This window comes from Streptomyces sp. NPDC006711, from assembly GCF_042869775.1.
Taxonomy (GTDB): domain Bacteria; phylum Actinomycetota; class Actinomycetes; order Streptomycetales; family Streptomycetaceae; genus Streptomyces.
On sequence record NZ_JBIAGO010000022.1, the window covers coordinates 24,602 to 50,499 of the forward strand.

At 71.1% G+C, this 25,898-nt stretch carries 27 protein-coding genes; 20 read left to right on the top strand and 7 right to left on the bottom strand.

Translation table 11 applies throughout. The annotated features are described in order from the left end of the window. Positions 1-36: 36 nt before the first annotated feature. A complete protein-coding gene (locus ACFYM2_RS30760; protein WP_359000382.1) occupies positions 37-249 on the bottom strand; it encodes a hypothetical protein in 213 nt (70 codons plus the stop codon). Positions 250-258: 9 nt separating this feature from the next. Beyond that, a complete protein-coding gene (gene cofC / locus ACFYM2_RS30765; RefSeq protein WP_388840840.1) occupies positions 259-873 on the bottom strand; it encodes a 2-phospho-L-lactate guanylyltransferase in 615 nt (204 codons plus the stop codon). A gap of 252 nt (positions 874-1,125) precedes the next feature. On the opposite strand from cofC, the gene ACFYM2_RS30770 reads away from it, so the two are divergent. The 3 genes from ACFYM2_RS30770 to ACFYM2_RS30780 are packed head-to-tail and all read left to right on the top strand — an operon-like array spanning position 1,126 to position 4,103. Next, positions 1,126-1,878: a lysophospholipid acyltransferase family protein gene (locus tag ACFYM2_RS30770; RefSeq protein WP_359000379.1), complete on the top strand. Its 753-nt coding sequence runs from the start codon at positions 1,126-1,128 to the stop codon at positions 1,876-1,878. Further along, complete coding sequence (locus ACFYM2_RS30775; protein ID WP_359000376.1) at positions 1,875-2,888, top strand: NAD(P)H-dependent glycerol-3-phosphate dehydrogenase; 1,014 nt, start codon at positions 1,875-1,877, stop codon at positions 2,886-2,888. Before ACFYM2_RS30770 ends, ACFYM2_RS30775 begins: the two co-directional genes overlap by 4 nt. 57 nt (positions 2,889-2,945) lie before the next feature. Continuing rightward, positions 2,946-4,103 (top strand): D-alanine--D-alanine ligase family protein, encoded by a 1,158-nt coding sequence (locus ACFYM2_RS30780; RefSeq protein ID WP_359000374.1) that lies wholly within the window; start codon positions 2,946-2,948, stop codon positions 4,101-4,103. Positions 4,104-4,124: 21 nt separating this feature from the next. Here the strand turns inward: ACFYM2_RS30780 and ACFYM2_RS30785 are convergent, their stop codons facing one another. Together ACFYM2_RS30785 and ACFYM2_RS30790 are read right to left on the bottom strand one after the other, a co-directional pair. Continuing rightward, positions 4,125-4,610 carry a DUF3515 family protein gene (locus tag ACFYM2_RS30785; protein WP_388840778.1) on the bottom strand — a complete coding sequence of 162 codons (486 nt, stop codon included), beginning with the start codon at positions 4,608-4,610 and terminating at the stop codon, positions 4,125-4,127. Positions 4,611-4,630: 20 nt separating this feature from the next. Beyond that, positions 4,631-4,864: an Lrp/AsnC ligand binding domain-containing protein gene (locus ACFYM2_RS30790; protein WP_350232893.1), complete on the bottom strand. Its 234-nt coding sequence runs from the start codon at positions 4,862-4,864 to the stop codon at positions 4,631-4,633. Between the two features lie 223 nt (positions 4,865-5,087). Here ACFYM2_RS30790 and ACFYM2_RS30795 point away from each other — a divergent pair, with 223 nt between their 5' ends. Both ACFYM2_RS30795 and thiD read left to right on the top strand, forming a co-directional pair. Further along, positions 5,088-6,053 (top strand): thiamine-phosphate kinase, encoded by a 966-nt coding sequence (locus ACFYM2_RS30795; protein WP_356616981.1) that lies wholly within the window; start codon positions 5,088-5,090, stop codon positions 6,051-6,053. Then, the gene (gene thiD / locus ACFYM2_RS30800; protein WP_388840781.1) at positions 6,050-6,832 is read left to right on the top strand and encodes a bifunctional hydroxymethylpyrimidine kinase/phosphomethylpyrimidine kinase; all 783 of its coding nucleotides are present in this window, start codon (positions 6,050-6,052) and stop codon (positions 6,830-6,832) included. Before ACFYM2_RS30795 ends, thiD begins: the two co-directional genes overlap by 4 nt. Before the next feature lie 129 nt (positions 6,833-6,961). On the opposite strand, the gene rpmB is transcribed toward thiD, so the two are convergent. After that, on the bottom strand, positions 6,962-7,147 hold the full coding sequence (gene rpmB / locus ACFYM2_RS30805; protein WP_003951095.1) for a 50S ribosomal protein L28: 186 nt from the start codon (positions 7,145-7,147) through the stop codon (positions 6,962-6,964). Between the two features lie 286 nt (positions 7,148-7,433). On the opposite strand from rpmB, the gene ACFYM2_RS30810 reads away from it, so the two are divergent. The 9 genes from ACFYM2_RS30810 (at position 7,434) to mutM (ending at position 16,585) form a co-directional block, all read left to right on the top strand. After that, a complete protein-coding gene (locus ACFYM2_RS30810; RefSeq protein ID WP_359000361.1) occupies positions 7,434-9,038 on the top strand; it encodes a DAK2 domain-containing protein in 1,605 nt (534 codons plus the stop codon). Between the two features lie 28 nt (positions 9,039-9,066). Next, positions 9,067-11,289, top strand: a complete 2,223-nt coding sequence (gene recG / locus ACFYM2_RS30815) for an ATP-dependent DNA helicase RecG (RefSeq protein ID WP_388840784.1) — start codon at positions 9,067-9,069, stop codon at positions 11,287-11,289. Between the two features lie 114 nt (positions 11,290-11,403). Continuing rightward, positions 11,404-12,000, top strand: coding sequence for a 16S rRNA (guanine(966)-N(2))-methyltransferase RsmD (gene rsmD, locus ACFYM2_RS30820; protein ID WP_388840787.1), 597 nt, complete (start codon positions 11,404-11,406; stop codon positions 11,998-12,000). A 26-nt stretch (positions 12,001-12,026) separates the two neighbouring features. Further along, on the top strand, positions 12,027-12,506 hold the full coding sequence (gene coaD, locus ACFYM2_RS30825) for a pantetheine-phosphate adenylyltransferase (protein WP_350234788.1): 480 nt from the start codon (positions 12,027-12,029) through the stop codon (positions 12,504-12,506). A gap of 108 nt (positions 12,507-12,614) precedes the next feature. Then, a complete protein-coding gene (locus ACFYM2_RS30830) occupies positions 12,615-13,736 on the top strand; it encodes a cell division initiation protein (protein ID WP_388840790.1) in 1,122 nt (373 codons plus the stop codon). 153 nt (positions 13,737-13,889) lie between these two features. Then, the gene (locus ACFYM2_RS30835; RefSeq protein WP_359000567.1) at positions 13,890-14,558 is read left to right on the top strand and encodes a DUF177 domain-containing protein; all 669 of its coding nucleotides are present in this window, start codon (positions 13,890-13,892) and stop codon (positions 14,556-14,558) included. Between the two features lie 2 nt (positions 14,559-14,560). Next, on the top strand, positions 14,561-14,734 hold the full coding sequence (rpmF, locus tag ACFYM2_RS30840; protein ID WP_007493396.1) for a 50S ribosomal protein L32: 174 nt from the start codon (positions 14,561-14,563) through the stop codon (positions 14,732-14,734). Positions 14,735-14,753: 19 nt separating this feature from the next. After that, entirely contained in the window at positions 14,754-15,563 is an 810-nt protein-coding gene (gene rnc, locus ACFYM2_RS30845; protein WP_359000352.1) for a ribonuclease III, read from the top strand. Positions 15,564-15,715: 152 nt separating this feature from the next. Further along, positions 15,716-16,585, top strand: a complete 870-nt coding sequence (gene mutM / locus ACFYM2_RS30850) for a bifunctional DNA-formamidopyrimidine glycosylase/DNA-(apurinic or apyrimidinic site) lyase (protein WP_388840793.1) — start codon at positions 15,716-15,718, stop codon at positions 16,583-16,585. Here the strand turns inward: mutM and ACFYM2_RS30855 are convergent. After that, entirely contained in the window at positions 16,558-16,992 is a 435-nt protein-coding gene (locus tag ACFYM2_RS30855; protein ID WP_388459435.1) for a winged helix-turn-helix transcriptional regulator, read from the bottom strand. The genes mutM and ACFYM2_RS30855 overlap by 28 nt on opposite strands. Before the next feature lie 159 nt (positions 16,993-17,151). On the opposite strand from ACFYM2_RS30855, the gene ACFYM2_RS30860 reads away from it, so the two are divergent. Beyond that, positions 17,152-17,742 carry a flavodoxin family protein gene (locus tag ACFYM2_RS30860; protein WP_359000343.1) on the top strand — a complete coding sequence of 197 codons (591 nt, stop codon included), beginning with the start codon at positions 17,152-17,154 and terminating at the stop codon, positions 17,740-17,742. 178 nt (positions 17,743-17,920) lie between these two features. On the opposite strand, the gene ACFYM2_RS30865 is transcribed toward ACFYM2_RS30860, so the two are convergent. Continuing rightward, positions 17,921-18,880, bottom strand: coding sequence for a CAP domain-containing protein (locus tag ACFYM2_RS30865; protein ID WP_388840796.1), 960 nt, complete (start codon positions 18,878-18,880; stop codon positions 17,921-17,923). 194 nt (positions 18,881-19,074) lie between these two features. Here ACFYM2_RS30865 and ACFYM2_RS30870 point away from each other — a divergent pair, with 194 nt between their 5' ends. From ACFYM2_RS30870 to ACFYM2_RS30890, 5 genes are all read left to right on the top strand, one after another. Further along, positions 19,075-19,368: an acylphosphatase gene (locus ACFYM2_RS30870; protein ID WP_388459438.1), complete on the top strand. Its 294-nt coding sequence runs from the start codon at positions 19,075-19,077 to the stop codon at positions 19,366-19,368. A 389-nt stretch (positions 19,369-19,757) separates the two neighbouring features. Continuing rightward, positions 19,758-19,976 (top strand): hypothetical protein, encoded by a 219-nt coding sequence (locus ACFYM2_RS30875; protein WP_350232906.1) that lies wholly within the window; start codon positions 19,758-19,760, stop codon positions 19,974-19,976. Between the two features lie 198 nt (positions 19,977-20,174). Further along, positions 20,175-23,732 carry a chromosome segregation protein SMC gene (smc, locus tag ACFYM2_RS30880; RefSeq protein ID WP_388840797.1) on the top strand — a complete coding sequence of 1,186 codons (3,558 nt, stop codon included), beginning with the start codon at positions 20,175-20,177 and terminating at the stop codon, positions 23,730-23,732. 233 nt (positions 23,733-23,965) lie between these two features. Further along, a complete protein-coding gene (locus ACFYM2_RS30885) occupies positions 23,966-25,384 on the top strand; it encodes a sugar porter family MFS transporter (protein WP_350232908.1) in 1,419 nt (472 codons plus the stop codon). Between the two features lie 108 nt (positions 25,385-25,492). After that, positions 25,493-25,882 (top strand): phage holin family protein, encoded by a 390-nt coding sequence (locus ACFYM2_RS30890; protein ID WP_350232909.1) that lies wholly within the window; start codon positions 25,493-25,495, stop codon positions 25,880-25,882. Positions 25,883-25,898 lie beyond the last annotated feature (16 nt).

Below are 25,898 nucleotides of genomic sequence, written 5' to 3' on the forward strand. Positions count from 1 at the left end.
CCGGCCCGCGGCCGTTTCGGGCCGCGAAAGGCGGCCTCAGAACGTCTGCAACGTCACCAAGGTGACGCGCGGCGCCGCGCCCGCCCCCTCCGGCACCTCGGTCTCGATCCGGACCCGCTGGCCGGGCCGCAGCAGCCGCAGACCCCCCGCGTCGAAGGCCGGGGCCCCGAATTCCACCGGAGTGCCGTCGTCGAGCAGCACGCTGCCGCTGCGGGTCTCGGGGTCGTATGTGTACGCGGTCGCCTGCATACCCGCAGCCTAATGCCCCGGTACGACATCGAGGGCGCCCCGCAGCGCGGCGGTGGCCGGGCCGGCCCCCAGGGACAGCGCGGCGCGCAGATCCGCTCCCGTATCCACGTCCCTGCGCACCGAATCCACGCCGTCGAGCAGGATTTCCACGGCTCCCGAGGCGGCGTGCGCGGCCCGTGAGCGGCCGCCGAATACCGGATTCAAATCGGTGCCCGGAAGAGCGGAAAGGAAAGTCGTCCCGATCCCTGCCGCGTCGGCGAGAAAAGCGCGCGGAAACGCGGCCGCAGCGGCCAGCACCCGGCCCAGTTCGGCGGGGCGCAGCGCGGGCAGGTCCGCGTTGAGGGCGGCTACCGCGAGCGCCTGGCACGAGCGCACCCGGCACGCCCCGTGCGCGAGCGCCGCGTTGAGGCCGGCGGCGGGGGAGTCGGGCACGACGCGGGCGCCGAGCGCGGCCAGCTCCGCGCCGGCCAGCGGATCATCCGTGACGACCGCCACATCGCGTACGGCCGGGCAGTCCAGGGCGGCGGCCACGGTGTCCAGGGCGAACGCCAGGGCGAACCGCGGCCGCAGCTCGTCGCCGACGGCCGCCGTCAGCCTGCTCTTGGCCAGCGCCAAGGGCTTCAGCGGAACGACGAGGGACCAGCGCGCGGCTGAGGCGGTGTTCGTGGCGTCCCCTCCCTGCGGGCCCCGTCCCGGCCCGTCCGGACGGCGGCGGGCCTCATTGTCACCCGCCCGGCGGGTCGCTGTCCGTACCGGGGCGTACGGTGTTCTCGACAGACCAGGGGCCTGGGGCGACACTTGCCCCGGCAGCCAAGCAGGGTCCGTTCCCCCAGGGCTCACAAAGGCCTGGCAGGGCCCACAGAGGAAGGTGTCCGAGTGTCCCGCCGCAGAATCGGCTTCTGGTACCGCCTGGCGGCGGTCATCGCAAAACCGCCGCTGGTCGTTCTGTTCAAGCGGGACTGGCGGGGAATGGAGAACATTCCTTCCGACGGCGGATTCATCACCGCCATCAATCACAACTCGTATCTGGACATGTTCTCCTACGGGCATTTCCAATACAACACGGGCCGTGTGCCCCGATTCCTGGCGAAGGCCGCGCTTTTCAAGGCCCCCGGCGTCGGGATCCTGCTGCGCGGCACGGGCCAGATTCCCGTCTACCGCGAGTCCACCACCGCCGTCGGAGCCTTCCGCGCCGCCGTGGACGCGGTGGAGCGCGGTGAATGCGTGGCCTTCTACCCCGAAGGCACCCTCACCCGCGACCCGGGCCAGTGGCCGATGACCGCGAAGACCGGGGTGGCGCGCGCCGCCCTGATGACGCGGGCACCCGTCATCCCCGTCGCCCAGTGGGGCGCCAACTTGGCGATGCCGCCGTACGCCAAGGAGAAGAAGGTCCGCTTCTTCCCGCGCAAGACGCTCCAGGTGAAGGCCGGTCCGCCGGTCGACCTCGACCGGTTCTACGACAAGGAGCCGACGCCGGAGGTCCTGAGAGAGATGACCGAGACCATCATGGCCGCGATCACCTCGATCCTGGAGGAACTGCGGGGCGAGAAGGCCCCGGACAAGCCCTACGATCTGCGCGAAGTCCGCGCGCGCCAGCGCCGCGAGGCCGCCCGGGAGGACACCAAGTGAGGCACGGCACCCCCAAGGCAGCGGTGTACGGAACGGGTTCGTGGGGCACGGCGTTCGCCATGGTCCTGGCCGACGCGGGCTGCGACGTGACGCTGTGGGCCCGCCGCCCCGACATCGTCGAAGCGGTCAACTCCACCCGCGTCAACCCCGACTACCTGCCCGGCATCGAACTTCCCGCGTCGGTGCGGGCCACCACCGACCCCGCCGAGGCCGCGGCCGGCGCCGACTTCACGGTCCTGGCCATCCCCTCGCAGACGCTGCGCGACAACCTCGCCGCGTGGGCGCCCCTGCTGGCGCCCGACACCGTCCTCGTCTCCCTGATGAAGGGCGTCGAACTCGGCACCGCCAAGCGCATGAGCGAGGTCATCGCCGAGGTCGCCAAGGTCGCCGACGACCGCGTCGCGGTGGTCACAGGACCCAACCTGGCCAAGGAGATCGCGGGACGGATGCCGGCCGCGGCCGTCGTGGCCTGCCGCGAGGAGGCCGTCGCCCAGCGCCTCCAGGCCGCCTGCCACACCCCGTACTTCCGTCCGTACACCAACACCGACGTCGTCGGCTGCGAACTGGGCGGCGCCGTCAAGAACGTCATCGGTCTCGCGGTCGGCATCGCCGACGGCATGGGGCTCGGCGACAACGCCAAGGGCTCGCTCATCACGCGCGGTCTCGCCGAGACCACGCGCCTGGGCCTGGCGATGGGCGCCGACCCGCTGACGTTCTCCGGGCTCGCGGGCCTCGGCGACCTGGTGGCGACCTGCTCCTCACCGCTCTCGCGCAACCACACCTTCGGCACCAACCTCGGCAAGGGCATGACGCTCCAGGAGACCATCGCGGTCACCCGGCAGACCGCCGAAGGCGTCAAGTCCTGTGAATCCGTGCTGGATCTGGCCCGCAGGCACGCGGTGGACATGCCCATCACGGAGACCGTCGTCGGCATCGTCCACGAGGGCAAGCCGCCGGTCGTCGCCCTCAAGGAGCTCATGTCACGCAGCGCCAAGGCCGAACGGCGCTGAGCGCGCCGGGCCCGCGGCAGTGGCCGCGGGCCGTCGAACGGGTACCCTCAACGCGATATGAGCAGCGAGAACCTCCCCCAGAGCCCTGACAAGCAGCTCCGCAAGCCGCGGGTGGCCGTGGTGTTCGGCGGCCGCAGTTCGGAACACGGCATCTCGGTCGTCACCGCCGGCGCGGTGCTGCGTGCCATCGACCGTACGAAGTACGACGTGCTGCCCATCGGCATCACCACGGACGGCCGCTGGGCGCTGACCGCCGACGAACCGGAGCGGATGGCGATCAGCGACCGGCGCACCCCCAGCGTCGAGGAGCTCGCCGAGTCGCCCGAGGGCGCCGTGGTGCTCCCCGTGGACCCCTCCAGCCGCGAAGTCGTCTACACCGAGCCCGGCATGGTGCCCAAGGCCCTGGGCGACGTCGACGTCGTCTTCCCGATGCTGCACGGCCCCTACGGCGAGGACGGCACCCTCCAGGGCCTCCTGGAGCTCTCCGGCATCCCCTATGTCGGCGCGGGCGTGCTCGCCTCTGCCGTCGGCCAGGACAAGGAGTACATGAAGCGTGTCTTCACCTCCTTCGGGCTGCCCGTGGGGCCCTATCTGGTGGTGCGGCCGCGCGAGTGGGAGCAGGACGAGAAGGGCGCCCGCAAGCGCATCGCCGACTTCGCCGGCGAGCACGGCTGGCCGCTGTTCATCAAGCCGGCGCGGGCCGGGTCCTCGTTCGGCATCACCAAGGTGGACTCCTTCGAGGGCCTGGACGAAGCCATCGCCGAAGCCCGCCGCCACGACCCCAAGTTCCTCGTGGAGTCGCTGCTGCGCGGCCGCGAGATCGAGTGCGGCGTCCTTGAGTTCGAGGACGGGCCCCGGGCGAGCGTGCCGGCCGAGATCCCGCCGGTGACCGCCCACGACTTCTACGACTTCGAGGCCAAGTACATCGACTCGGCGGCCGGCATCGTGCCCGCGCCGATCGGCGAGGAGGCCACCGCCGAGGTGCGGCGCCTGGCCGTCGAGGCGTTCGAGGCCGCGTCCTGCGAGGGCCTGGTCCGCGCGGACTTCTTCCTCCAGGACAACGGCGAGTTCGTCATCAACGAGATCAACACGATGCCGGGCTTCACCCCGATCTCGATGTACCCGCGGATGTGGCAGGAGAGCGGTGTGGAGTACGCCGACCTGGTCGACATGCTCATCCAGGCCGCGCTGCGCCGCTCCACCGGCCTGCGTTAGCCGCCGCGCGGAAGACACGGCCTAGGGGACGACGAGCGTCCTGGGGATCGCCTTGGTGACCGGGGCGCCGAACGGCTGGAGGACCGAGGCGTCGTGCTCGTAGCGCGTCCCGGCCAGCAGCTCGACATAGGGCTCGCGGTACTGCGTGATGAAGCGCGGCCCCTGGGAGCGGGACTGCACGGTCCACGAGACCCCCTCCACCTCGACCCCCGGATACTTCGGATCCGCCACCTCATCGGGCCGGGGGATCCCGCAGCGCAGTACGATCGCGGCGTCCCCGTTCCCCCACCGGGCCGTCAGCGGCGAGTCCGGGGTGGGATCGTGCCGCTTCTGCCCGGCCACGGTGTCGGGCAGGAGCTTGTCGAGGGCCGCGCAGGCGGCCGCCTCCTTCGCCGAAGGGGAGGGAAGCGCCACCCTCGCGGTGGCGTCGGACGAAGAACAGCCCGCGACCGCCAGGACGGCGGCCACGGGCAGGACGAGCAGCGGCCGGCGGCGAGAGGAAGTCACCGGCCCAGGGTAAGCGGGGGCTACAGATGGACGACCGGGCAGGTCAGGGTTCGGGTGATGCCGTCCACCTGCTGGACCTTGGCGACCACCATGCGGCCGAGTTCGTCGACCGTATCGGCCTGCGCCCGCACGATCACGTCGTAGGGACCGGTCACGTCTTCGGCCTGGATCACTCCCGCGAGCTGTGCGATGGCCTCGGCGACTGTCGACGCCTTGCCCACTTCGGTCTGAATGAGGATGTACGCCTGTACCACGGAACCTCCAGGGCGGCCACGAGGATCATGTGGGGGAGAGAAAGAGACGCCACGGTACCGCGTCGCCCCGCGCGACGGGGAGACCCGCGCGACCGGCTGCTCGCGCCGAGAGGCGAGGGCGGCCATGAAGTTGACGTATGTGTTGACGGTACCCACCCCCGAGACCGCTCGCGACCGCGCGCGCACGGGGCCGACGGGGTACGACGATGAGAGGTGGGACACGGTGAAAGGCACTGTGGGCGAGTTGGGGGAGTTCGGGCTCATCAGGGAGCTGACCTCCCGGCTCACCTCCACCCCCGCGGTCAGGCTGGGGCCCGGCGACGACGCCGCGGTCGTGACCGCGCCGGACCGCAGAGTGGTCGCCAGCACGGACATCCTGCTCGAGGGACGCCACTTCCGGCGCGACTGGTCGACGGCGTACGACGTCGGGCGCAAGGCCGCCGCGCAGAACCTGGCCGACATCGCCGCGATGGGCGCGGTGCCCACGGCGGTGCTGCTCGGGCTCGTCGTGCCGGCCGAACTGCCGGTCACCTGGCCCACCGAGCTGATGGACGGCATCCGCGACGAGTGCCAGGTCGCGGGGGCGGCCGTGGTCGGCGGTGACGTGGTGCGCGGGGACACCATCACCGTCGCCATCACCGCGCTCGGTGACCTGCGCAACCACGAACCGGTGACCCGGGCCGGCGCGCAGCCCGGCGACGTCGTCGCCGTGACGGGCTGGCTCGGCTGGTCGGCCGCCGGCTACGCCGTGCTCTCGCGCGGCTTCCGCTCGCCGCGCGCCTTCGTCGAGGCCCATCGCCGCCCCGAGCCCCCCTACCACGCGGGCCCCGCGGCGGCCGGTCTCGGCGCCACCGCCATGACCGACGTCAGCGACGGCCTGGTCGCCGACCTCGGCCACATCGCCGAGTCCAGCAAGGTCCGCATCGACCTGCGCTCCGGCCTCATCGACATCCCGACACAGATGAGCGACATCGGCCAGGCCGTCGGCGTCGACCCGCTCCAGTGGGTGCTGACCGGCGGCGAGGACCACGCGATCGTGGCGACCTTCCCGCCGGACGTGAAGCTGCCGGCCCGCTGGAAGGTGATCGGCGAGGTCCTGAACCCGTCCGCGCTGCCCACCGTCACCGTGGACGGCGCGCCCTGGACCAGCAAGGGCGGCTGGGACCACTTCGGGGACGATCCCGCGTGATCCCCCGTGTGCTGACCGTCGCCGGATCCGACTCCGGCGGCGGCGCCGGCATCCAGGCCGACCTCAAGACGATGCTGGCGCTCGGCGCCCACGGCATGAGCGTGATCACCGCCGTCACCGCGCAGAACTCGCTGGGCGTCAAGGGTACCTGGGAGCTTCCGGTCCAGGCGGTGCGGGCACAGTACCGGGCCGTCGTCGACGACATCGGCGTCCAGGCCGTGAAGACCGGCATGCTCTCCTCGGCCGCGCTCGTCGAGACCGTCGCCGACCTGCTCGCCACCACCGAGGCGCCGGTCGTCGTGGACCCGGTGGGCGTCTCCAAACACGGCGATCCGCTGCTCGCCGCCGAAGCCCTCGACTCCGTACGCACCCGCCTCCTGCCGGCGGCGACGGTCGCCACGCCCAACCTGGACGAGGTGGCGCAGCTCACAGGCGTACGCGTCGAGGACGAGGACGGGATGCGGCGGGCGGCCGGGGCGGTCCTGGAGTTCGGGCCGCGCTGGGCGCTGATCAAGGGCGGGCACTTCCCCGGTGACGCGCTCGACCTGCTGAGCGACGGCCACGAGGAACACTGGCTGCGCGCACCGCGCCTGGACAACCGGCACACGCACGGCACGGGTTGCACGCTCGCCTCCGCCATCGCCTGCGGCCTCGCCCAAGGGCTCGCGGTCCCGGAGGCGGTGAACGCGGCCAAGGAGTACGTGACGGGCGCGATCCGCGCGGGCTTCGCGCTCGGCGCCGGGATCGGCCCGGTCGACCACGGGTGGCGCCTCAAGTGACGCGCGCGCCGCGCCCCGGGCCCGGGGCGCGGTCCGCCGCCCGCGAACGGGCACGGCAAAAAGCCGGCCCACCGAGGTGGACCGGCTTTTCAAGGCAACCGCAGGGCTGCGCTACGACAGACGTCGCAATTAGCGCGAGACCTTGCCGGCCTTGATGCACGAGGTGCAGACGTTGAGCCGCTTCGGCGTCCGACCGACCACGGCACGCACGCGCTGGATGTTCGGGTTCCAGCGACGAGACGTACGGCGGTGCGAGTGCGAAATGTTGTTGCCGAAGCTCGGCCCCTTGCCGCAGACGTCGCAGTTGGCAGCCACGGGTCACTCCAAAAGCTTCAGATGCATCTAAATGCACTTACAGTGAAAACCGGCGCACCGGAATCAGAGATCTGAAGTGGCTTGCCGGGGGGAATCGGCCCGACTCTCGCCGGGCAACCGAAGCAGCATACAACGCCTGCTCCCGAGATACGAAACTACCACGATCGCGGCCGCCCCCGGCCCGGCCCCCGGCCCGCACCGGGTCTACCCTGCGGGTTCGGCCGAGTCCCGCACATCCGGGCGCCCCGGTCGCGTTCCGCCGCCGCCCGCCAAGGAGGACCACCAGGTGCCGCAGACCCTCGATGCCGTCGCGGTACGCGGCTGGTGCGCGCTCTGCCTGGACGCGCTGGGCCGGGACCGCGAGGCGATCGACGCGATCAACGTGTATCCGGTCGCGGACGGGGACACCGGCACCAACCTCTATCTGACGATGGAGTCCGCGGCGCAGGCCGTCGAGGCCGTCTTCGCCGCCTACCCCGAGCCGCCCGTGTACGCCGGGGTCCCGGACCTCGCCGATGTCGTACGGGCCATGGCGCACGGCGCGCTGATCGGCGCCCGGGGCAACTCCGGAACCATCCTCGCCCAGCTCCTGCGCGGCATGGCCGACGTGCTCCAGAACGGCGGGGACCTGGCCTCGGCGCTCGCCAGGGCGGCCTCCGCCGCCTATCTGGCGGTCGCCCACCCCGTCGAGGGGACCGTCCTGACGGTCGCAGCAGCCGCAGCCGAGGCGGCGAGGAGCGCGGGCACCGCCCCGGAAGAGGTGGCCCAGGCCGCCTACGCGGGCGCCCGCGACGCCCTGGACGCCACGCCCTCCCAGCTCGCCGCCCTCGGGCGCGCGGGTGTCGTGGACGCGGGCGGGCGCGGTCTGGTCACGGTGCTCGGGGCCCTCGTCCAGGCGCTGTCCGGCGAGGTGCCCGCGGCCCGCCGGGAGGCGCCCGTGCCGGTGCCGATGGACGACTGTCCCGCCCAGGCGCAGGCGGCGGGCCCCGCCTTCGAGGTGATCTATCTCCTGGAGGCCGACGACGCGGCCGTCGACCGGCTGCGCGCCCGGCTCGACCGGCTCGGGGAATCCCTGGTCGTGGTCGGCGGCGACGGACTGTGGAACGTCCATGTGCACGTCGACGACGCGGGCGCCGCCGTGGAGGCCGGGGTCGAGGCCGGTCGGCCGCACCGGATCCGGATCACGCACTTCGAGCAGCGGGCGCTTCCCGAACCGCCCAGGGAACAGGTCCAGCGGGCCGTGGTCGCGGTCGTGCCCGGCGAGGGCCTTGCCGGGCTCTGCGCGCAGGCGGGCGCCACGGCCGTGCTCGCCCGGCCAGGTGAGCCACCGGCCAGCGGGGAACTCGTCGAGGCGATCCGCCGCGCGCACGCCCGCGAGGTCGTACTGCTGCCCAACGACGCCGAACTGCGCCACACCGCGGCGGCCGCCGTCGAACAGGCCAGGGCCGAGGGCATCCGGGTCGCGCTCATCCCGACCCGGGCCGCCGTCCAGGGCATCGCGGCGCTCGCCGTGCACGCGCCCGAGCGGCGCTTCGACGAGGACGTGGTCGCGATGACGTCCGCCGCAGGCGCCACCCGCCACGCCGAACTGGCCGTCGCCGAACGGCAGTCGTGGACGATGGCCGGCGTCTGCCAGGCCGGCGACGTGCTCGGCCTCATCGACGGGGACGTGGTGGTCATCGGCCAGGACCTGTGCGCCACCGCCCGCACCGTCCTCGACCGGATGCTGGCGGCGGGCGGCGAACTGGTCACCCTGGTCGTGTCCGCCGACGCGCCGGCCGGCCTCGCCGACCAGCTCGAAACCCACGTCGGCAAGGCCCACTTGGCGGTCGACACCGTCGTCTACGAGGGCGGCCGCCAAGGGGTGCCGCTGCTGATCGGCGTGGAGTAGGTACCGGCTGTCAGTGCCGTGGTGTGCAATGGAACGCGTGCCCGCGCTCGAAGAACCCCTGAAGAAGCTGCTCGGCGGACCCACCGCGAAGGTGATGGCCGAGCACCTCGACCTGCACACGGTCGGCGATCTGCTGCACCACTACCCGCGGCGGTACGAGGAGCGGGGACAGCTCACCAAGCTGGCCGAGCTGCCCCTCGACGAGGACGTCACGGTCGTGGCCCAGGTCGCCGACGCCCGGGTGCACACCTTCAACCACGGGCGCGGCCAGCGCCTGGAGATCACCATCACCGACGGCAGCGGCCGCCTCCAACTGGTGTTCTTCGGGCGCGGCATCCACAAACCCCACAAGGAACTGCTGCCCGGCAGCCGGGCGATGTTCGCCGGCAAGGTGTCGATGTTCAACCGGCGCATGCAGCTCGCCCACCCCACCTACGCGAAGCTGGCCGCGGACGCGGCCGATGGGGCGGACGACGGGGTGGACATCGCCTCCTGGGCCGGCGCCCTCATCCCGATCTACCCGGCCTGCAAGGGTCTGGAGTCCTGGAAGATCGCCAAGGCCGTCGACGCGGTCCTGCCCAGCGCCCAGGAGGCCGTGGACCCGCTGCCCGAGTCCCTGCGCGAAGGGCGCGGCTTCGTGTCGCTCCCGGAGGCCCTGCTCAAGGTCCACCGCCCGCACACCAAGGCCGACATCGAGGACGCGCGTGAGCGCCTGAAGTGGGACGAGGCCTTCGTCCTCCAAGTGGCGCTCGCCCGCCGCCGCCACGCGGAGGGGCAGCTCCCCGCGGCGGCGCGGCGGCCGGTCCCCGGCGGCCTGCTCGACGCCTTCGACGCCAAGCTGCCCTTCACCCTCACCGAGGGCCAGGAGAAGGTCTCCCGGGAGATCTTCGACGACCTGGCGACCGAGCACCCCATGCACCGGCTGCTCCAGGGAGAGGTCGGCAGCGGAAAGACGATGGTCGCGCTGCGCGCCATGCTGGCCGTCGTCGACGCGGGCGGGCAGGCCGCGATGCTGGCGCCCACCGAGGTCCTGGCCCAGCAGCATCACCGCTCCATCACCGAGATGATGGGCGAGCTCGCCGAGGGCGGAATGCTCGGCGGCGCCGAACGCGGCACCAAGGTGGTGCTGCTCACCGGATCCATGGGGATGCCCGCGCGGCGCCAGGCCCTGCTCGACCTGGTCACCGGCGAGGCCGGCCTGGTGATCGGCACCCACGCCCTGATCGAGGACAAGGTGCAGTTCCACGATCTGGGCCTGGTCGTCGTCGACGAGCAGCACCGCTTCGGCGTCGAGCAGCGCGACGCCCTGCGCACCAAGGGCAAGCAGCCCCCGCACCTGCTCGTCATGACCGCCACTCCCATCCCGCGCACGGTCGCCATGACGGTCTTCGGCGACCTGGAGACCTCCGTCCTCGACCAGCTGCCCGCGGGCCGCTCGCCCATCGCGAGCCATGTCGTCCCCGCCCAGGACAAGCCGCACTTCCTGGCCCGCGCCTGGGAGCGGGTGCGCGAGGAGGTCGACAAGGGCCACCAGGCGTACGTGGTGTGCCCGCGCATCGGTGACGTGGCCGACGAGGAGGACGCCAAGTCCGCCAAGGGCAAGAAGAACGCGGAGGAGGCCGAGACCGCCGACAAGCGGCCGCCGCTGGCCGTGATCGAGATCGCCGAGCAGTTGGCCAACGGCCCGCTCAAGGGGCTGCGGACGGAGATCCTGCACGGCCGGATGCAGCCGGACGACAAGGACGACGTGATGCGCCGCTTCAGCGCGGGCGAGGTGGACGTCCTGGTCGCCACCACCGTCATCGAGGTCGGGGTGAACGTGCCGAACGCCACCGCGATGGTGATCATGGACGCCGACCGCTTCGGCGTCTCCCAGCTGCACCAGCTGCGCGGCCGTGTGGGCCGTGGCTCAGCGCCGGGCCTGTGCCTGCTGGTCACCGACATGCCGGAGGCGAGCCCGGCCCGGGCCAGGCTGGGCGCCGTGGCCTCCACACTCGACGGCTTCGAGCTGTCCCGCATCGACCTCGAACAGCGCCGCGAGGGCGATGTGCTCGGCCAGGCCCAGTCCGGTGTGCGCTCCTCGCTGCGGATGCTCACCGTCATCGAGGACGAGGAGATCATCGCCGCCGCCCGCGAAGAGGCCGTCACGGTGGTCGCCGCCGACCCCGCGCTTGCCGGGCTCCCGGCGCTGCGCACGGCCCTGGACGCGCTCCTGGACAAGGACCGCGAGCAGTATCTCGACAAGGGCTGAGAGACTGAGGGCGCACATCCGGCGCATGAACAGTCATGAACAGTCATGAACGCTCCGAATGCCATGCATGCCCCTGCACGCCCTGCACCCCCCCGCACACCGACAAGGACTGAGATGACCCGCGTGATCGCCGGCCAGGCCGGAGGCCGCCGCCTGGCCGTACCGCCGGGCACCGGCACCCGCCCCACATCCGACCGGGCGCGCGAAGGCCTCTTCTCCACCTGGGAGGCGCTGCTCGGCACGCTCGACGGCATCCGGATCGCCGATCTGTACGCGGGCTCGGGCGCCGTGGGCCTGGAGGCGCTTTCGCGGGGCGCCGCCCACGCCCTGCTGGTCGAGGCCGACGGCCGCGCCGCGCGCACCGTCCGTGACAATGTGGCCGCCCTGGGCCTCCCCGGCGCCGAGGTGCGTACCGGCAAAGCGGAACAGATCATCACAGGCCCGGCGCCCGTCGACCCCTACGACGTGGTCTTCCTCGACCCTCCGTACGCGGTCACCGATGACGATCTTCGGGAGATCCTGCTCACACTCCGCCGAGGGGGCTGGCTCGCGGAGGACTGTCTCGTCACCGTGGAGCGCAGCACCAGAGGCGGGGAATTCGGCTGGCCCGAAGGATTCGAAGCGCTGCGGGCCCGTCGTTACGGCGAAGGCACGCTTTGGTACGGTCGCGCCGCCTCCACGTGCGAAAACGCACCGAGGCACACCCCATGACCGGACCGGAGAGCGAGGGACACCAGATGCGCCGCGCCGTCTGTCCCGGGTCCTTTGACCCCATCACCAACGGACACCTCGACATCATCGCCCGCGCCTCCCGCCTGTACGACGTCGTACATGTCGCGGTGATGATCAATCAGTCGAAGCAGGGCCTGTTCACCGTGGAGGAGCGGATCGAGATGATCCGCGAGGTGACGTCCGACCTCGGCAACGTGCAGGTCGAGTCCTTCCACGGCCTGCTCGTCGACTTCTGCAAGCAGCGGGACATCCCCGCGATCGTGAAGGGTCTGCGCGCCGTCAGCGACTTCGACTACGAGTTGCAGATGGCCCAGATGAACAACGGGCTCTCCGGCGTCGAGACGCTGTTCGTGCCGACCAACCCGACCTACAGCTTCCTGTCGTCCTCCTTGGTCAAGGAGGTCGCCACCTGGGGCGGAGACGTCTCCCACCTGCTGCCGGCCACCGTCCACGCGGCCCTGGTGGCGCGGCTCGGCGAAAAGTGAGCCGGGCGCCGCTCCGCTGACAGTGCGTCACCCGGTGTCGGACGGGCGCCGACTGGCCTTACAGTCGTCCCGTCCGTCTCCAAACCGTTAGAAGAGTGGCGATCACCGGTGGACGTGCAGAAGAAGCTCGACGAGATCGTCGGGGTGGTCGGCAGCGCCCGTTCCATGCCCATGTCGGCCTCGTGCGTGGTCAACCGTGCCGAGCTCCTTGCGATGCTGGAGGAGGTGCGCCAGGCCCTGCCCGGCTCGCTCGCCCAGGCCCAGGAGCTGATCGGCGGCCGCGAGCAGATGGTCGAGCAGGCGCGCCAGGAGGCCGAGCGGATCATCGAGTCCGCGCACGCCCAGCGCGGCACCCTGATCTCCGACACCGCCGTGGCCCGCCAGTCCCAGGACGAGGCGGACCGGATCCTGAACGAGGCCCGCAGGGAGGCCGAGGAGATCCGCGCCGAGGCCGACGACTACGTGGACTCCAAGCTCGCCAACTTCGAGGTCGTCCTCACCAAGACCATCGGCTCGGTCGACCGGGGCCGCGAGAAGCTGCTCGGCCGGGGCCCCGGCCTCGACGACCAGGGCCACCCCGACGAGGACGCCCCCGAGTACAGCGCCGACCCCCAGACGCTCATCCACCGGGCCGACGCGTATGTCGACGCCAAGCTCGGCGCCTTCGAGGCGGTGCTCGCCAAGACCCTCGAAGCGGTCGGCCGGGGCCGTCTCAAGCTGCACGGCAGGACGGCGTCCGACGACCTCGCCGACCACATGGCCGCCCAGGACGCGGCAGGGGACCCGCGCCTGCACACCAGCGACGCCGACTATCTGGCGGGCCTGGCCGAACTGGCCGAGCCCGAGCCGGCCGCGACGGCCCACCGGCCCGAACCGCACCCGGCCGAACCACACCTGGCCGAGGCGCACGCCGCCGAGACGCACGCGCACATCCCCGCGCAGCAGCAGCCGGTGTACGACCCCTACGGTTACCAGCAGCCCCAGCAGGACCCCTACGGCTATCAGCACCAGGGCCAGCAGGATCAGTACGCGCAGTACGGATACGTCCAGCAGGACCCGTACGCCTACGACCAGGGCCAGCAGCACTACGCGCCGCCCCAGCCCCAGCATCAGCCGCACCACCAGCCCCAGCAGGCCGCGCTCGACGAGACCAGTCTCTTCGACACCGGCATGATCGATCTGGACCAGCTGCGGGCCTACGAACAGGGCCACGGGCAGCACCGCCCCTAGGGTCGCGCGTCCGTATCCCGCCGGGCCAGGGGGCGAAGAGGGCCGGATTGGGTCTATGGCGGCCGGTCCAGTATCCTGGCTGTTCGGTCGCGCGTACGTCCGCGATCCAAGCTGCCCGATTCGCCCAGCGAAGCCGGTGGCAGCCACTCCACGATCTCGAAAGCAGGAAGAGCCCTGAGCACGCGCCTCGACCACCGCAATCCCCTCGTGTTCGACACACACGAGCTGGGACGGCGTCCCGGTGCGCTCCAGCGGCTCTCCCGCACCGTGGAGGCCCCCCAGGACCTCGGCATCCCCGAGGTCATCCACGTGCCGCAGGGCCGGCCCGTGGACATCGAGCTCCGTCTCGAGTCGGTCATGGAAGGGGTGCTTGTCACAGGCACCGCCCGTGCGTCGGCCGAGGGGGAGTGCGTAAGGTGTCTGGAGCCGCTTCAGCAGGACGTTGAAGTGGACTTCCAGGAAATGTTCTCGTACCCCGACACCGACGACCGGGGCCGCCGCAAGGCAGCCGCGGACGACGATGCCGAGGACGACGAGGACATGATTCCGCTCGAGGACGGCATGTTCGACCTCGAGCCCTTGCTGCGTGACGCGGTGGTGCTCGCACTGCCGATGCAGCCGGTGTGCCGGGAGGACTGCCCGGGGCTCTGTTCCACTTGCGGAGCGAGCCTGGCGGACGACCCGGACCACCACCATGACGCCGTCGACATTCGTTGGGCGGCATTGCAGGGACTCGCCGGGACCATCCAGGACGGCGAGAAGGACAACATGAGCGGCACTGCGTCTGACGTGCAGGATGCCGCCGAGAAGCAGGAGAAGTAGCCGTGGCTGTTCCGAAGCGGAAGATGTCGCGCAGCAACACGCGCCACCGCCGGTCGCAGTGGAAGGCTGCGGTCCCCACCCTGGTTGCGTGCGAGCGCTGCCATGAGCCGAAGCTCCAGCACATCGCGTGCCCGAGCTGCGGCACCTACAACAAGCGCCAGGTCCTCGAGGTCTGAGCGGCTGGTGAGAGGCCCGATGTCTGAGTCCAACGCCAAAAAGGCGGACAACAACACGGCCTCGTCCCACACGCTTCTGGAAGGGCGGCTCGGGTATCAGCTCGAGTCCGCCCTTCTGGTGCGTGCGCTCACCCACCGTTCGTACGCGTACGAGAACGGCGGTCTGCCGACCAACGAGCGGCTCGAGTTCCTTGGGGACTCGGTGCTCGGTCTGGTCGTCACCGACACGCTGTACCGCACCCACCCCGACCTTCCGGAAGGCCAGCTGGCCAAACTCCGGGCCGCGGTGGTCAACTCTCGTGCGCTCGCGGAGGTGGGCCGAGGGCTCGAACTGGGCTCCTTCATCCGGCTCGGCCGGGGCGAAGAGGGCACGGGGGGCCGGGACAAGGCATCCATCCTCGCCGACACCCTGGAAGCGGTGATCGGCGCGGTCTATCTCGACCAGGGTCTTGAGGCGGCGTCCGCGCTCGTCCACAAGCTGTTCGACCCCCTGATCGAGAAGTCCTCGAACCTCGGGGCCGGCCTGGACTGGAAGACCAGTCTCCAGGAGCTGACGGCGGCCGAAGGGCTCGGCGTTCCCGAGTACCTGGTCTCCGAAACCGGTCCTGACCACGAGAAGACCTTCACTGCTGCCGCCCGCGTCGGTGGTGTCTCGTACGGCACCGGCACCGGCCGCAGCAAGAAGGAAGCGGAGCAGCAGGCCGCCGAGTCGGCCTGGCGGTCCATCAGGGCCGACGCCGACGAGCGGGCCAAGGCGGTGGCCGAGGCCCCCGTCGCCGCGGCCGACGGCGGGGCGACGGCTCCCGCCGCCAAGGGTCCGGCCCTCTGAGCCCCTTCCTTCCAGGCCCCCGTCCTGCGTACCTCGGTGCGCGGCGGGGGTTTCGTGTGTCCGCCCCCGACCGAGCCGGACTGGGCCGGGCCAGGCCAGGCCGACCGGGGCCCCCGCGACTTGGCGCGCGCCCCCGGGGGTAATCTGCGCGCATGCCTGAGCTGCCTGAAGTCGAAGTGGTCCGGCGCGGACTCGAGCGGTGGGTGGCGGGGCGCACCGTGGCGGACGTCGAGGTGCTGCACCCGCGCGCCGTACGCCGCCACCCCGCCGGGGGCGACGACTTCGCGGCGCGCCTGAAGGGCTACCGGATCGGCGTCGCGCGCCGACGCGGCAAGTACCTGTGGCTGCCGCTCGCGGACACCGACGCGTCCGTGCTCGGACACCTCGGGATGAGCGGGCAACTGCTCGTGCAGCCGCAGGGCGCCCCCGACGAGAAGCACCTGCGGATCCGGATCAGGTTCCAGGACGAGCTGGGCACCGAACTGCGCTTCGTCGACCAGCGCACCTTCGGCGGGCTCTCGCTGCACGACACCGCCGCCAACAGCTCGGACGGGCTTCCCGACGTCATCGCGCACATCGCCCGCGACCCGCTGGACCCCGAGTTCGACGACGAGGCGTTCTTCGTGGCCCTGCGCCTGAAGCGCACCACGGTCAAACGCGCACTGCTCGATCAGACGCTCATCAGCGGCGTCGGCAACATCTACGCCGACGAAGCGCTCTGGCGCACCAGGCTGCACTACGACCGTCCGACCGCGACCCTCAACAGGCCCAAGGCGGCCGAACTCCTGGGCCACGCACGTGAGGTGATGAACGCGGCGCTCGCCGTGGGCGGCACCAGCTTCGACAGCCTCTACGTCAACGTCAACGGCGAGTCGGGCTACTTCGACCGCTCCCTTGACGCCTACGGACGTGAGGGCGAGCCGTGCAGGCGCTGCGGAACGGCGATGCGCAGGCGGGCCTGGATGAACCGGTCGAGCTACTACTGCCCCAAGTGTCAGCGCGCCCCGCGCGCCGCGTCGTAACTCTCCTGCGCCTTGAGCACCGCCGGCATCCGGTCCTCCACGAAGTGGATGAGGGAGAGCAGCCGCTCGGCCACCTCACGGCCCAGCTCGCTCAGCTCGTAGTCGACCCGGGGCGGATTGGTGGGCTGCGCCTCGCGCAGGACGAGCCCGTCGCGCTCCAGGGAGTGCAGCGTCTGCGAGAGCATCTTCTCGCTCACCCCGTCGATCCTGCGGCGCAGCTCGTTGAAGCGGGCGCCGCCCTCGTACAGCGCGCCCAGAGTGAGGCTGCCCCAGCGCCCCGTGACGTTCTCCAGGGTGCGCCGGGACGGGCAGGACTTGGCGAACACGTTGAAGGGCAGATCGGCGTCGGCCCCGGCCTCTGCGCACGGCCCTGCGGCGTCCAGGACGCCCGCGGAAGTCTCATCCATACCCCCACGATACGCCCCCACAGCGCCTGCGCCCAGGTTGCGCTAACTGAAAGTTAGTGCTTACCTGAGTGCAGCGCCGCAGCGGGCAGCCGCAGCGGAACCGGCCCCGGCCGTCGCGCCCGTCCCGCCGCCTTTCCACGCCCTTGAGGGGATTTCGTCGTGATCACTCCTGTCGTCTCGATCGCCTACCACTCCGGATACGGCCACACCGCCGTCCTCGCCGAAGCCGTCGGCAGCGCCGCCGCCGAGGCGGGCGCCACCGTCCACGTCATCAAGGTCGACACGCTCACCGATGCCGAGTGGGCCCTGCTCGACGCCTCCGACGCGATCATCTTCGGCTCGCCCACCTACATGGGCACCGCGTCCGGCGCGTTCCACCAGTTCGCCGAGGCCACCTCCAAGCGCTGGTTCACCGACGCCTGGCAGGACAAGCTCGCCGCGGGCTTCACCAACTCCGGCTCCAAGAGCGGCGACAAGGGCCACACCCTTCAGTTCTTCCAGACCCTCGCAGGCCAGCACGGCATGCACTGGGTGAACCTGGGCCTCAAGCCCGGCTGGAACTCCTCCGCCGGCTCCGAGTACGACCTCAACCGGCTCGGCTTCTTCGCCGGGGCCGGCGCCCAGACCAACTCCGACCAGGGCCCCGAAGCCGTGCACAAGGCCGATGTGGCGACCGCCGAGCACCTGGGCCGCCGCGTCACCGAGACCGCTCGCGTCTTCCTGGCGGGCAAGGCGGCCGTCGGCGCCTGACGCGCCCCGGCGCGAGATCGAATGTCGCGCATCGGCACATACGAAAGGGCTCTCTCCGTTCGAAACGGAGAGAGCCCTTTCGTGCGTTTACGAACGAATTCTGTTCACACGCTCACGAATGCGCCATGCGAAGAACAGAACGCGCGGACGGCTGTCCCGCACATGTCCCGGCACTCGATCAAAAACCGAAGTCCTGGGTCCACCAAGGGCCGCCGGGGCCGAAGTGCACTCCGACGCCGAGGGACTTGTACGAGCAGTTGAGAATGTTCGCGCGGTGGTCCGGGCTGTTCATCCAGGCGTCCATGACGGCCCTGGCGTCCGCCTGGCCACGGGCTATGTTCTCGCCGCCCAGACTCCGGACGCCGGCCTTGGCGGCGCGGTCCCAGGGCGACCTGCCGTCCGGGTCGGTGTGGTCGAAGAAACCGCGCGCGGCCATGTCGGCGCTGAAGGCGGTGGCCAGCGCGCCAAGGGCGGGATCCGCCGACACGGGGCCGCAACCCGCCATCGTGCGCTGCTGATTGACCAGCGACATCACGGACGCCGCGGCCGACACTTCGGCGCTGGGCACCTGGACACTCGGCGTCTGGGCACGCCCCGAGGGGACGGCGCCCCGCTCGGGGGCCGAGGGGGCGGCCGGCTTCGGGGCGGCGGGCGCCGGGGCCTTCTCGCGCGGCGCGGGCGCGGAGGCGGGCGCCGAGGCGGGCTTCGACGCCGGAGTCGACGGCGCGGCCGAGGCGCTGGAAGAACTGGGGGAGGGGGCGGAAGGGGGTGCGGGGGCAGAGGGAGTGGCGGCAGAGGACGACGGCGCGGGCGTGGCCGGCCCCGTCGGCGTGGGGGCGGCGCCGGTGGGCTTGTCCGACTCACCGCCCTGAGGGCGCACATTGGGTGTGGCGCTCACGCTGACCTGGCCGCCGGAGGCGATGTCGCCGCTCACCCGGTACGTACCGCCGCCGGGCAGCAGCCCCGAGCTGACGGCCACGGCGCCCACGGCCACCGCGGCGGAGACGCCGAGCAGCCCGGTGCGCACGGGCGTGATCATCCGCTTCTTCCGGCGCGATCCGCCCGTGGGCCTGCCGTCCGTGCCCGCCGCGCCGTCGGCGGGCGCGGGAGCGGCGGCGGAGCGACGATGGCGTCCCATCTGCTGTGCCTTCCTCAATGCCGTTTCCGTGTGCCGTGCGCAATACCTGGCCGCAGGGCACAGGAGCCGCGACCGGCCCGAAATGATCAAATGGGCACTAACCCATACGGGTGAGCCTCATTGCGTCGCGACTGTACGCCATGACGCATGGGGGCGAAGTGCCGCGTGCGCAATTGGCCCGTTAGCGTGCACGTATGAACGAAGATGCGCACGACGAAGTTCGACTTACGGCCTGGGTGCGCGGGCGAGTACAGCAAGTCGGTTTCCGCTGGTTCACCAGGGCGAACGCGCTGGAGATCGGGGAGCTCAACGGGTTCGCCCTCAATCTGGAGGACGGGCGCGTCCAGGTCGTCGCCGAGGGGCCGCGTGAGAATTGCCACCGTCTCCTGGAGTGGCTGCGGTCCGACGACACACCGGGCCGGGTCGACGGTGTGACCGAGATCTGGGACACAGTGCGCGGCGGCTACGACGGCTTCGCCATCCGCTGAGCGCCGTGGGCCGTCCCGCGCGGCCCCGCTCGTGGTGACCGCCCGCATTCGGCTCGCAACCCCGCGCTGACCTCGAACGATCTGCCTGTTGCCAACGGGAGCCCGGCGTGGAAAGCTGCGGAGTCAAGGAAGATCTCAGTGCCCCCAGGTCCCCGACGAGCTCCGAGAAGAGGCAGCGCCGCGTGCTGAGCGGCCGCGTGCCCCCGGATTGCCCGTGGATACGGGGCGTGATCGTGTTGACCGTCAAACTTTTTGGTGAGACTCTGGAAGCCCCGCGCACCTTAGCTGTTTGGCATGAAGAACCGCAGTCAAGTCCAAGCACCGCGGGTGCGATTCCCTCACGACCCACACCGCATCGGTCGGTCACTCAGTGTGGAGGACCATCCATCATGGCAAAGGCGCTTCTCGGTTACGTCGGCGGTTCCGACCCGCGACTCCTCGCCGAGATGCGACGGCTCCAGCAGCGCGTCCAGGACCTAGAGTCCGAGCTGAACCGGATTCAGTCCGAGAACGACGCGCTGTCGGCTGCCGCCGCTTCGCACCGCGGAGATTCGCTGCTCGAAGGCATCGACATCGACGTCCCGCAGGCGGAGCCCGCACTCACCTGATCCTGGGGTGAGAGAGGATTCCGTCCCTCTCGTCGAGATCGAGAGATCCGCAACACCTGCAATGTATTGCAAGGGACGCTTCGGCGTCCCTTCTTTCTTTCCGGCTGCCCCCGGCGGACCGGCGGCCATTCTCGTCCGCTCCGATCTGCCCGGGACCTTCCTGCGCGAAACCGCCGGTGAAAGGTAGAGTCCGGCGGCGTGCACCTCAAGGCCCTCACCCTGCGCGGATTCAAATCCTTCGCCTCCGCGACCACGCTGAAGTTCGAGCCGGGCATCACCTGCGTGGTGGGGCCCAACGGATCGGGCAAGTCCAATGTCGTGGACGCGCTGAGCTGGGTGATGGGCGAGCAGGGCGCCAAGACGCTGCGCGGCGGAAAGATGGAGGACGTCATCTTCGCCGGGACGACCGGCCGACCGCCGCTCGGGCGCGCCGAAGTCTCCCTCACCATCGACAATTCCGACGGCGCGCTGCCCATCGAATACGCCGAAGTCACCATCACGCGGATCATGTTCCGCAACGGCGGCAGCGAATACCAGATCAATGGCGACACCTGCCGGCTCCTGGACATCCAGGAACTGCTCTCCGACTCCGGTATCGGCCGCGAAATGCACGTCATCGTCGGCCAGGGCCAGCTCGACTCCGTCCTGCACGCCGACCCGATGGGCCGCCGCGCCTTCATCGAGGAGGCAGCGGGCGTCCTCAAGCACCGCAAGCGCAAGGAGAAGGCGCTGCGCAAGCTGGACGCGATGAAGGCGAACCTCGCCCGCGTCCAGGACCTCACCGACGAACTGCGCCGCCAGCTCAAACCGCTCGGCCGGCAGGCCGCCGTGGCCCGCCGCGCCGCCGTCATCCAGGCCGACCTGCGCGACGCGCGCCTTCGCCTGCTCGCCGACGACCTCGTGAGGATGCGCCAGGCGCTCAGCGCCGAGATCGCCGACGAGGCCGAGCTGCTGCGCCGCAAGGAGAGCGCGGCGGCCGAACTCAAGGCGGCGCTCGCGCACGAGGCCCAACTGGAAGAGCACGTACGGCAGTTGTCGCCCCGCCTCCAGCGCGCCCAGCAGACCTGGTACGAACTGTCCCGGCTGGCGGAGCGGGTGCGCGGCACCATCTCGCTCGCCGACGCCCGGATCAAGAGCGCGAGCGCCCAGCCCCCCGAGGAGCGGCGCGGGCGCGAGCCCGAGGACATGGAGCGCGAGGCCGCCCGCATCCGCGAGCAGGAGGCCGAACTCGAAGCAGCGCTCGAAGCGGCCGAGCACGCCCTGGAGGACACCACCGCCCACCGGGCCGACCTGGAGCGGGAACTCGCCGCCGAGGAACGGCGTTTGAAGGATGTGGCCCGCGCCATCGCCGACCGGCGCGAAGGTCTTGCGCGGCTGCACGGCCAGGTCAACGCCGCGCGCGGCCGGGTGAGTTCCGCGCAGGCCGAGATCGACCGTCTGGCCGCCGCGCGCGACGAGGCGGGCGAGCGGGCGGCCCTCGCGCAGGAGGAGTACGAACAGCTCAAGGCCGAGGTGGACGGCCTGGACGCCGGAGACACCGAGCTCGCCGAGGCCCACGACGCCGCCAAGCGGGAGCTCGCCGCGGCCGAGGCCGCGCTCGGCGCCGCGCGCGAGGAGGCCACCGCCGCCGAGCGCACCCGCGCCGCCGTCGCGGCCCGGCACGACACCCTCGCGCTGGGCCTGCGCCGCAAGGACGGCACGGGCGCGCTGCTCGGCGCACGCGAGACGCTGAGCGGGCTGCTCGGCCCCGCAGCCGAACTGCTCACCGTGGCCCCGGGCTACGAGGTGCCCGTCGCCGCGGCGCTGGGGGTCGCGGCCGACGCCGTCGCGGTCAGCGGGCCCGCATCGGCCGCCGAGGCCATCCGGATGCTGCGCAAGCAGGACGCGGGCCGCGCGGCCCTGCTGGTCGGCCGCGCCCCCGAGGGCCACGAGGAGCGGCCGGCCCGCGGTGAAGGCCCGCCCCGCGCCGCCGATCTGGTGCGCGGCCCCGCCGAGCTGATGCCCGCCGTGCGGCGCCTGCTGCGCGACGTCGTGGTGGTGGCCACCCTGGAGGACGCCGAAGACCTCCTGCACGCGCGGCCCGAGCTGATCGCCGTCACCGCCGAGGGCGATGTGCTCGGCGCCCACTTCGCGCACGGCGGCTCGCCCGGCGCACCCAGCCTCCTAGAGGTCCAGGCCTCCGTGGAGGAGGCCGCCGCCGAGCTCGCCACCCTGGCCGTACGGTGCGAGGAGCTGGCCGGGGCCCAGCGGGAGGCGCAGGAGCGCCGTCGTCAACTGGCCGAACACGTGGAGGAGTTGGGGGAGCGCAGGCGGGCCGGCGAGAAGGACCGGTCCTTGGTCGCCCAGCGGCTCGGGCGGCTTGCCGGGCAGGCGAGGGGCGCGGCCGGCGAGGCCGAGCGGACCGCCACCGCGGCCGCCCGGGCCCAGGAAGCGCTGGAAAAAGCGACCGAGGAGGCCGAGGAGCTGACCGAACGGCTCCTGGTCGCCGAGGAGTCGCCCGTCGAGGAGGAGCCCGACACCTCGGTACGTGACCGGCTCGCGGCCGACGGCGCCAACGCCCGCCAGACCGAGATGGAGGCCCGCCTCCAGGCCCGTACCCACGAGGAGCGGGTCAAGGCGCTCGCCGGGCGGGCCGAAGCGCTCGACCGGGGAGCGCGCGCCGAACGGGAGGCGCGGGCCAGAGCCGAGCAGCGGCGCGCCCGGCTGCGGCACGAGGCGGCCGTCGCCGAGGCCGTCGCGTCCGGCGCCCGCACCCTGCTCGCCCACGTCGAGGTGTCGCTGGTGCGAGCCGAGCGGGAGCGTACCGGGGCCGAATCCGCCAAGGCGGCCCGCGAGCAGGAGCTGACCGCCGCGCGGGCGGCCGGCCGCGATCTCAAGGCGGAGCTCGACAAACTCACTGATTCAGTTCACCGGGGCGAGGTACTAGGAGCAGAGAAGCGGCTGCGGATCGAGCAGCTGGAGACCAAGGCGCTGGAGGAGCTGGGGGTCGAGCCGGCCGGGCTCGTGGCCGAGTACGGGCCCGACCAACCGGTGGCCCCCTCACCGCCCGCCGAGGGAGAGGAGCTGCCCGATGACCCCGCCCACCCGCGCAACCAGCCGGTTCCCTATGTGCGGACCGAGCAGGAGCAGCGGCTCAAGGCAGCCGAACGGGCGTACCAGCAGCTCGGAAAGGTCAATCCGCTCGCCCTTGAGGAGTTCGCGGCCCTGGAGGAGCGCCACCAGTTCCTTTCCGAGCAGCTGGAAGACCTCAAGAAGACCCGGGCCGACCTCCTTCAAGTCGTGAAGGAGGTCGACGAGCGGGTGGAGCAGGTCTTCACGGAGGCCTACCGGGACACGGCCAGGGAGTTCGAGGGCGTCTTCTCGCGGCTCTTCCCCGGCGGCGAGGGCCGGCTGATTCTGACCGACCCCGGCAACATGCTCACCACGGGGATCGACGTCGAGGCGCGGCCGCCGGGCAAGAAGGTCAAGCGGCTCTCGCTGCTCTCGGGCGGCGAGCGCTCGCTGACGGCGGTGGCCCTGCTCGTCTCCATCTTCAAGGCCAGGCCCAGCCCGTTCTACGTGATGGACGAGGTCGAGGCCGCGCTCGACGACACCAATCTGCAACGGCTGATCCGGATCATGCAGGAGCTCCAGGAGTCCTCGCAGCTGATCGTGATCACCCACCAGAAGCGGACGATGGAGGTCGCCGACGCGCTGTACGGCGTCTCGATGCAGGGCGACGGCGTCTCGAAGGTCATCAGCCAGCGGCTGCGCTGACCCGCGCCGGGCCGACTCCTGCCCGGTCGCCTACCGCGTGTTCAAGTCTTGAAGATCACCCGGCGAGTCCTACCGGAAGATTCTCAACCGAACAGGTATTGACTTCGAAACTTGAAGGCATAGTCTCTGCAACGTTGCTTTTACCTTCAAGTGGTGGGTGACGGAAAGTTGTGCGCCACTTGGAAGAGTCCCCTCACCCCCGGCGACGCTGCCGGGCGGCCCCAGGAGTACACGTGACCAGTACCGCGCAGGCGAAGGCGTCCGGAGGCGGCCACACCGCCCCGGACCACCTCGGCCATGTCATCTTCATCACGGCGGCGGCCGCGATGGGCGGCTTCCTCTTCGGCTACGACAGTTCCGTGATCAACGGCGCCGTAGAGGCGATCCGCGACCGGTACTCCATCGGCTCCGGGACGCTCGCCCAGGTCATCGCCATCGCCCTGATCGGCTGTGCGATCGGCGCCGCGACCGCGGGCCGCATCGCCGACCGCATCGGCCGCATCCGCTGCATGCAGATCGCGGCGGCCCTCTTCACCATCAGCGCCATCGGTTCCGCGCTGCCCTTCGCGCTGTGGGACCTCGCCCTGTGGCGCATCATCGGCGGCTTCGCCATCGGCATGGCCTCGGTCATCGGCCCGGCCTACATCGCCGAAGTCGCCCCGCCCGCCTACCGCGGCCGGCTCGGCTCCTTCCAGCAGGCCGCCATCGTCATCGGCATCGCGATCTCCCAGCTCGTCAACTGGGGGATCCTCAACGCCGCGGGCGGCGACCAGCGCGGCAAGATCATCGGGCTTGAGGCCTGGCAGGTCATGCTCGGCGTGATGGTCGTCCCGGCCGTCCTGTACGGGCTGCTCTCCTTCGCCATCCCCGAGTCCCCGCGCTTCCTCATCTCGGTGGGCCGGCACGCCGACGCCAAGAAGGTCCTCGCCGACGTCGAGGGCAAGGACGTCGATCTCGACGACCGCGTCGCCGAGATCGAGCACGCGATGAAGTCCGAGCACAAGTCGAGCTTCAAGGACCTGCTGGGCTCCAGGATGGGCTTCTTGCCCATCGTCTGGGTCGGCATCGGCCTCTCGGTCTTCCAGCAACTCGTCGGCATCAACGTCGCGTTCTACTACTCCTCGACGCTGTGGCAGTCCGTCGGCATCGACCCGTCGAGCTCGTTCTTCTACTCGTTCACCACGTCGATCATCAACATCATCGGCACGGTGATCGCGATGGTGCTCGTCGACCGGGTCGGCCGCAAGCCGCTCGCGCTCATCGGCTCCATCGGCATGGCGGTCGCGCTGGCCGTCGAGGCCTGGGCCTTCTCCGCCCACCTGGTCGACGGCAAGCTGCCCAACACCCAGGGTGTGGTGGCCCTGATCGCCGCCCACGTCTTCGTGCTCTTCTTCGCCCTGTCGTGGGGCGTGGTGGTCTGGGTCTTCCTCGGCGAGATGTTCCCCAACCGGATCCGCGCCGCCGCCCTCGGTGTGGCCGCCGCCGCGCAGTGGATCGCCAACTGGGCCATCACCGCGAGCTTCCCGAGCCTGTCGGACTGGAACCTGTCCGGCACGTACATCATCTACGCGATCTTCGCCGCGCTCTCGATCCCCTTCGTGCTCCGGTACGTCAAGGAGACCAAGGGCAAGGCGTTGGAGGAGATGGGCTAACCCCCGCTGCCCCGCTCCTCTCACCAAACCGCCCCGGCCCGCCCGTCGAGCCGGGGCGGTTTGGTACGGAATTCCAGCTTCCGGGCGGTCCGTGCCACCATCCGGATCATGGAAAAGAAGACCAACCCGCTGGCCATCTTCATCTTTCTGGGTGTCGGAGCGGCCACGCTGCTCCCCGGGATATCGCTGCGTGAACAGTCCTCACCGGTCCTCGGGTTCGTCCTCACCGGCATCGTGTTCGTCGTCCTCAACCAGCTGATCTCGTGCTACCCGCACGACATCAGAAGCTGCCCGCCGGTCAAGCTCCTGGTCCTCGGCGCCGCCGGCATCCTCCAGGACACCCTGCTGTGGCTGCTCGCGGAGTGGGTGGGCGGCCTGATGGACGGCTTCGAGGTCGACGGGTTCGGCGCGGCGCTGCTGGGCGGCGTCATCGTCCGGACGGTGACCCTGGCGCTCCTGGTGCTCAAGCCCCGCGAGGAATCCGGGGAGCCCGCCTGAATCCCCCGCACCCGAA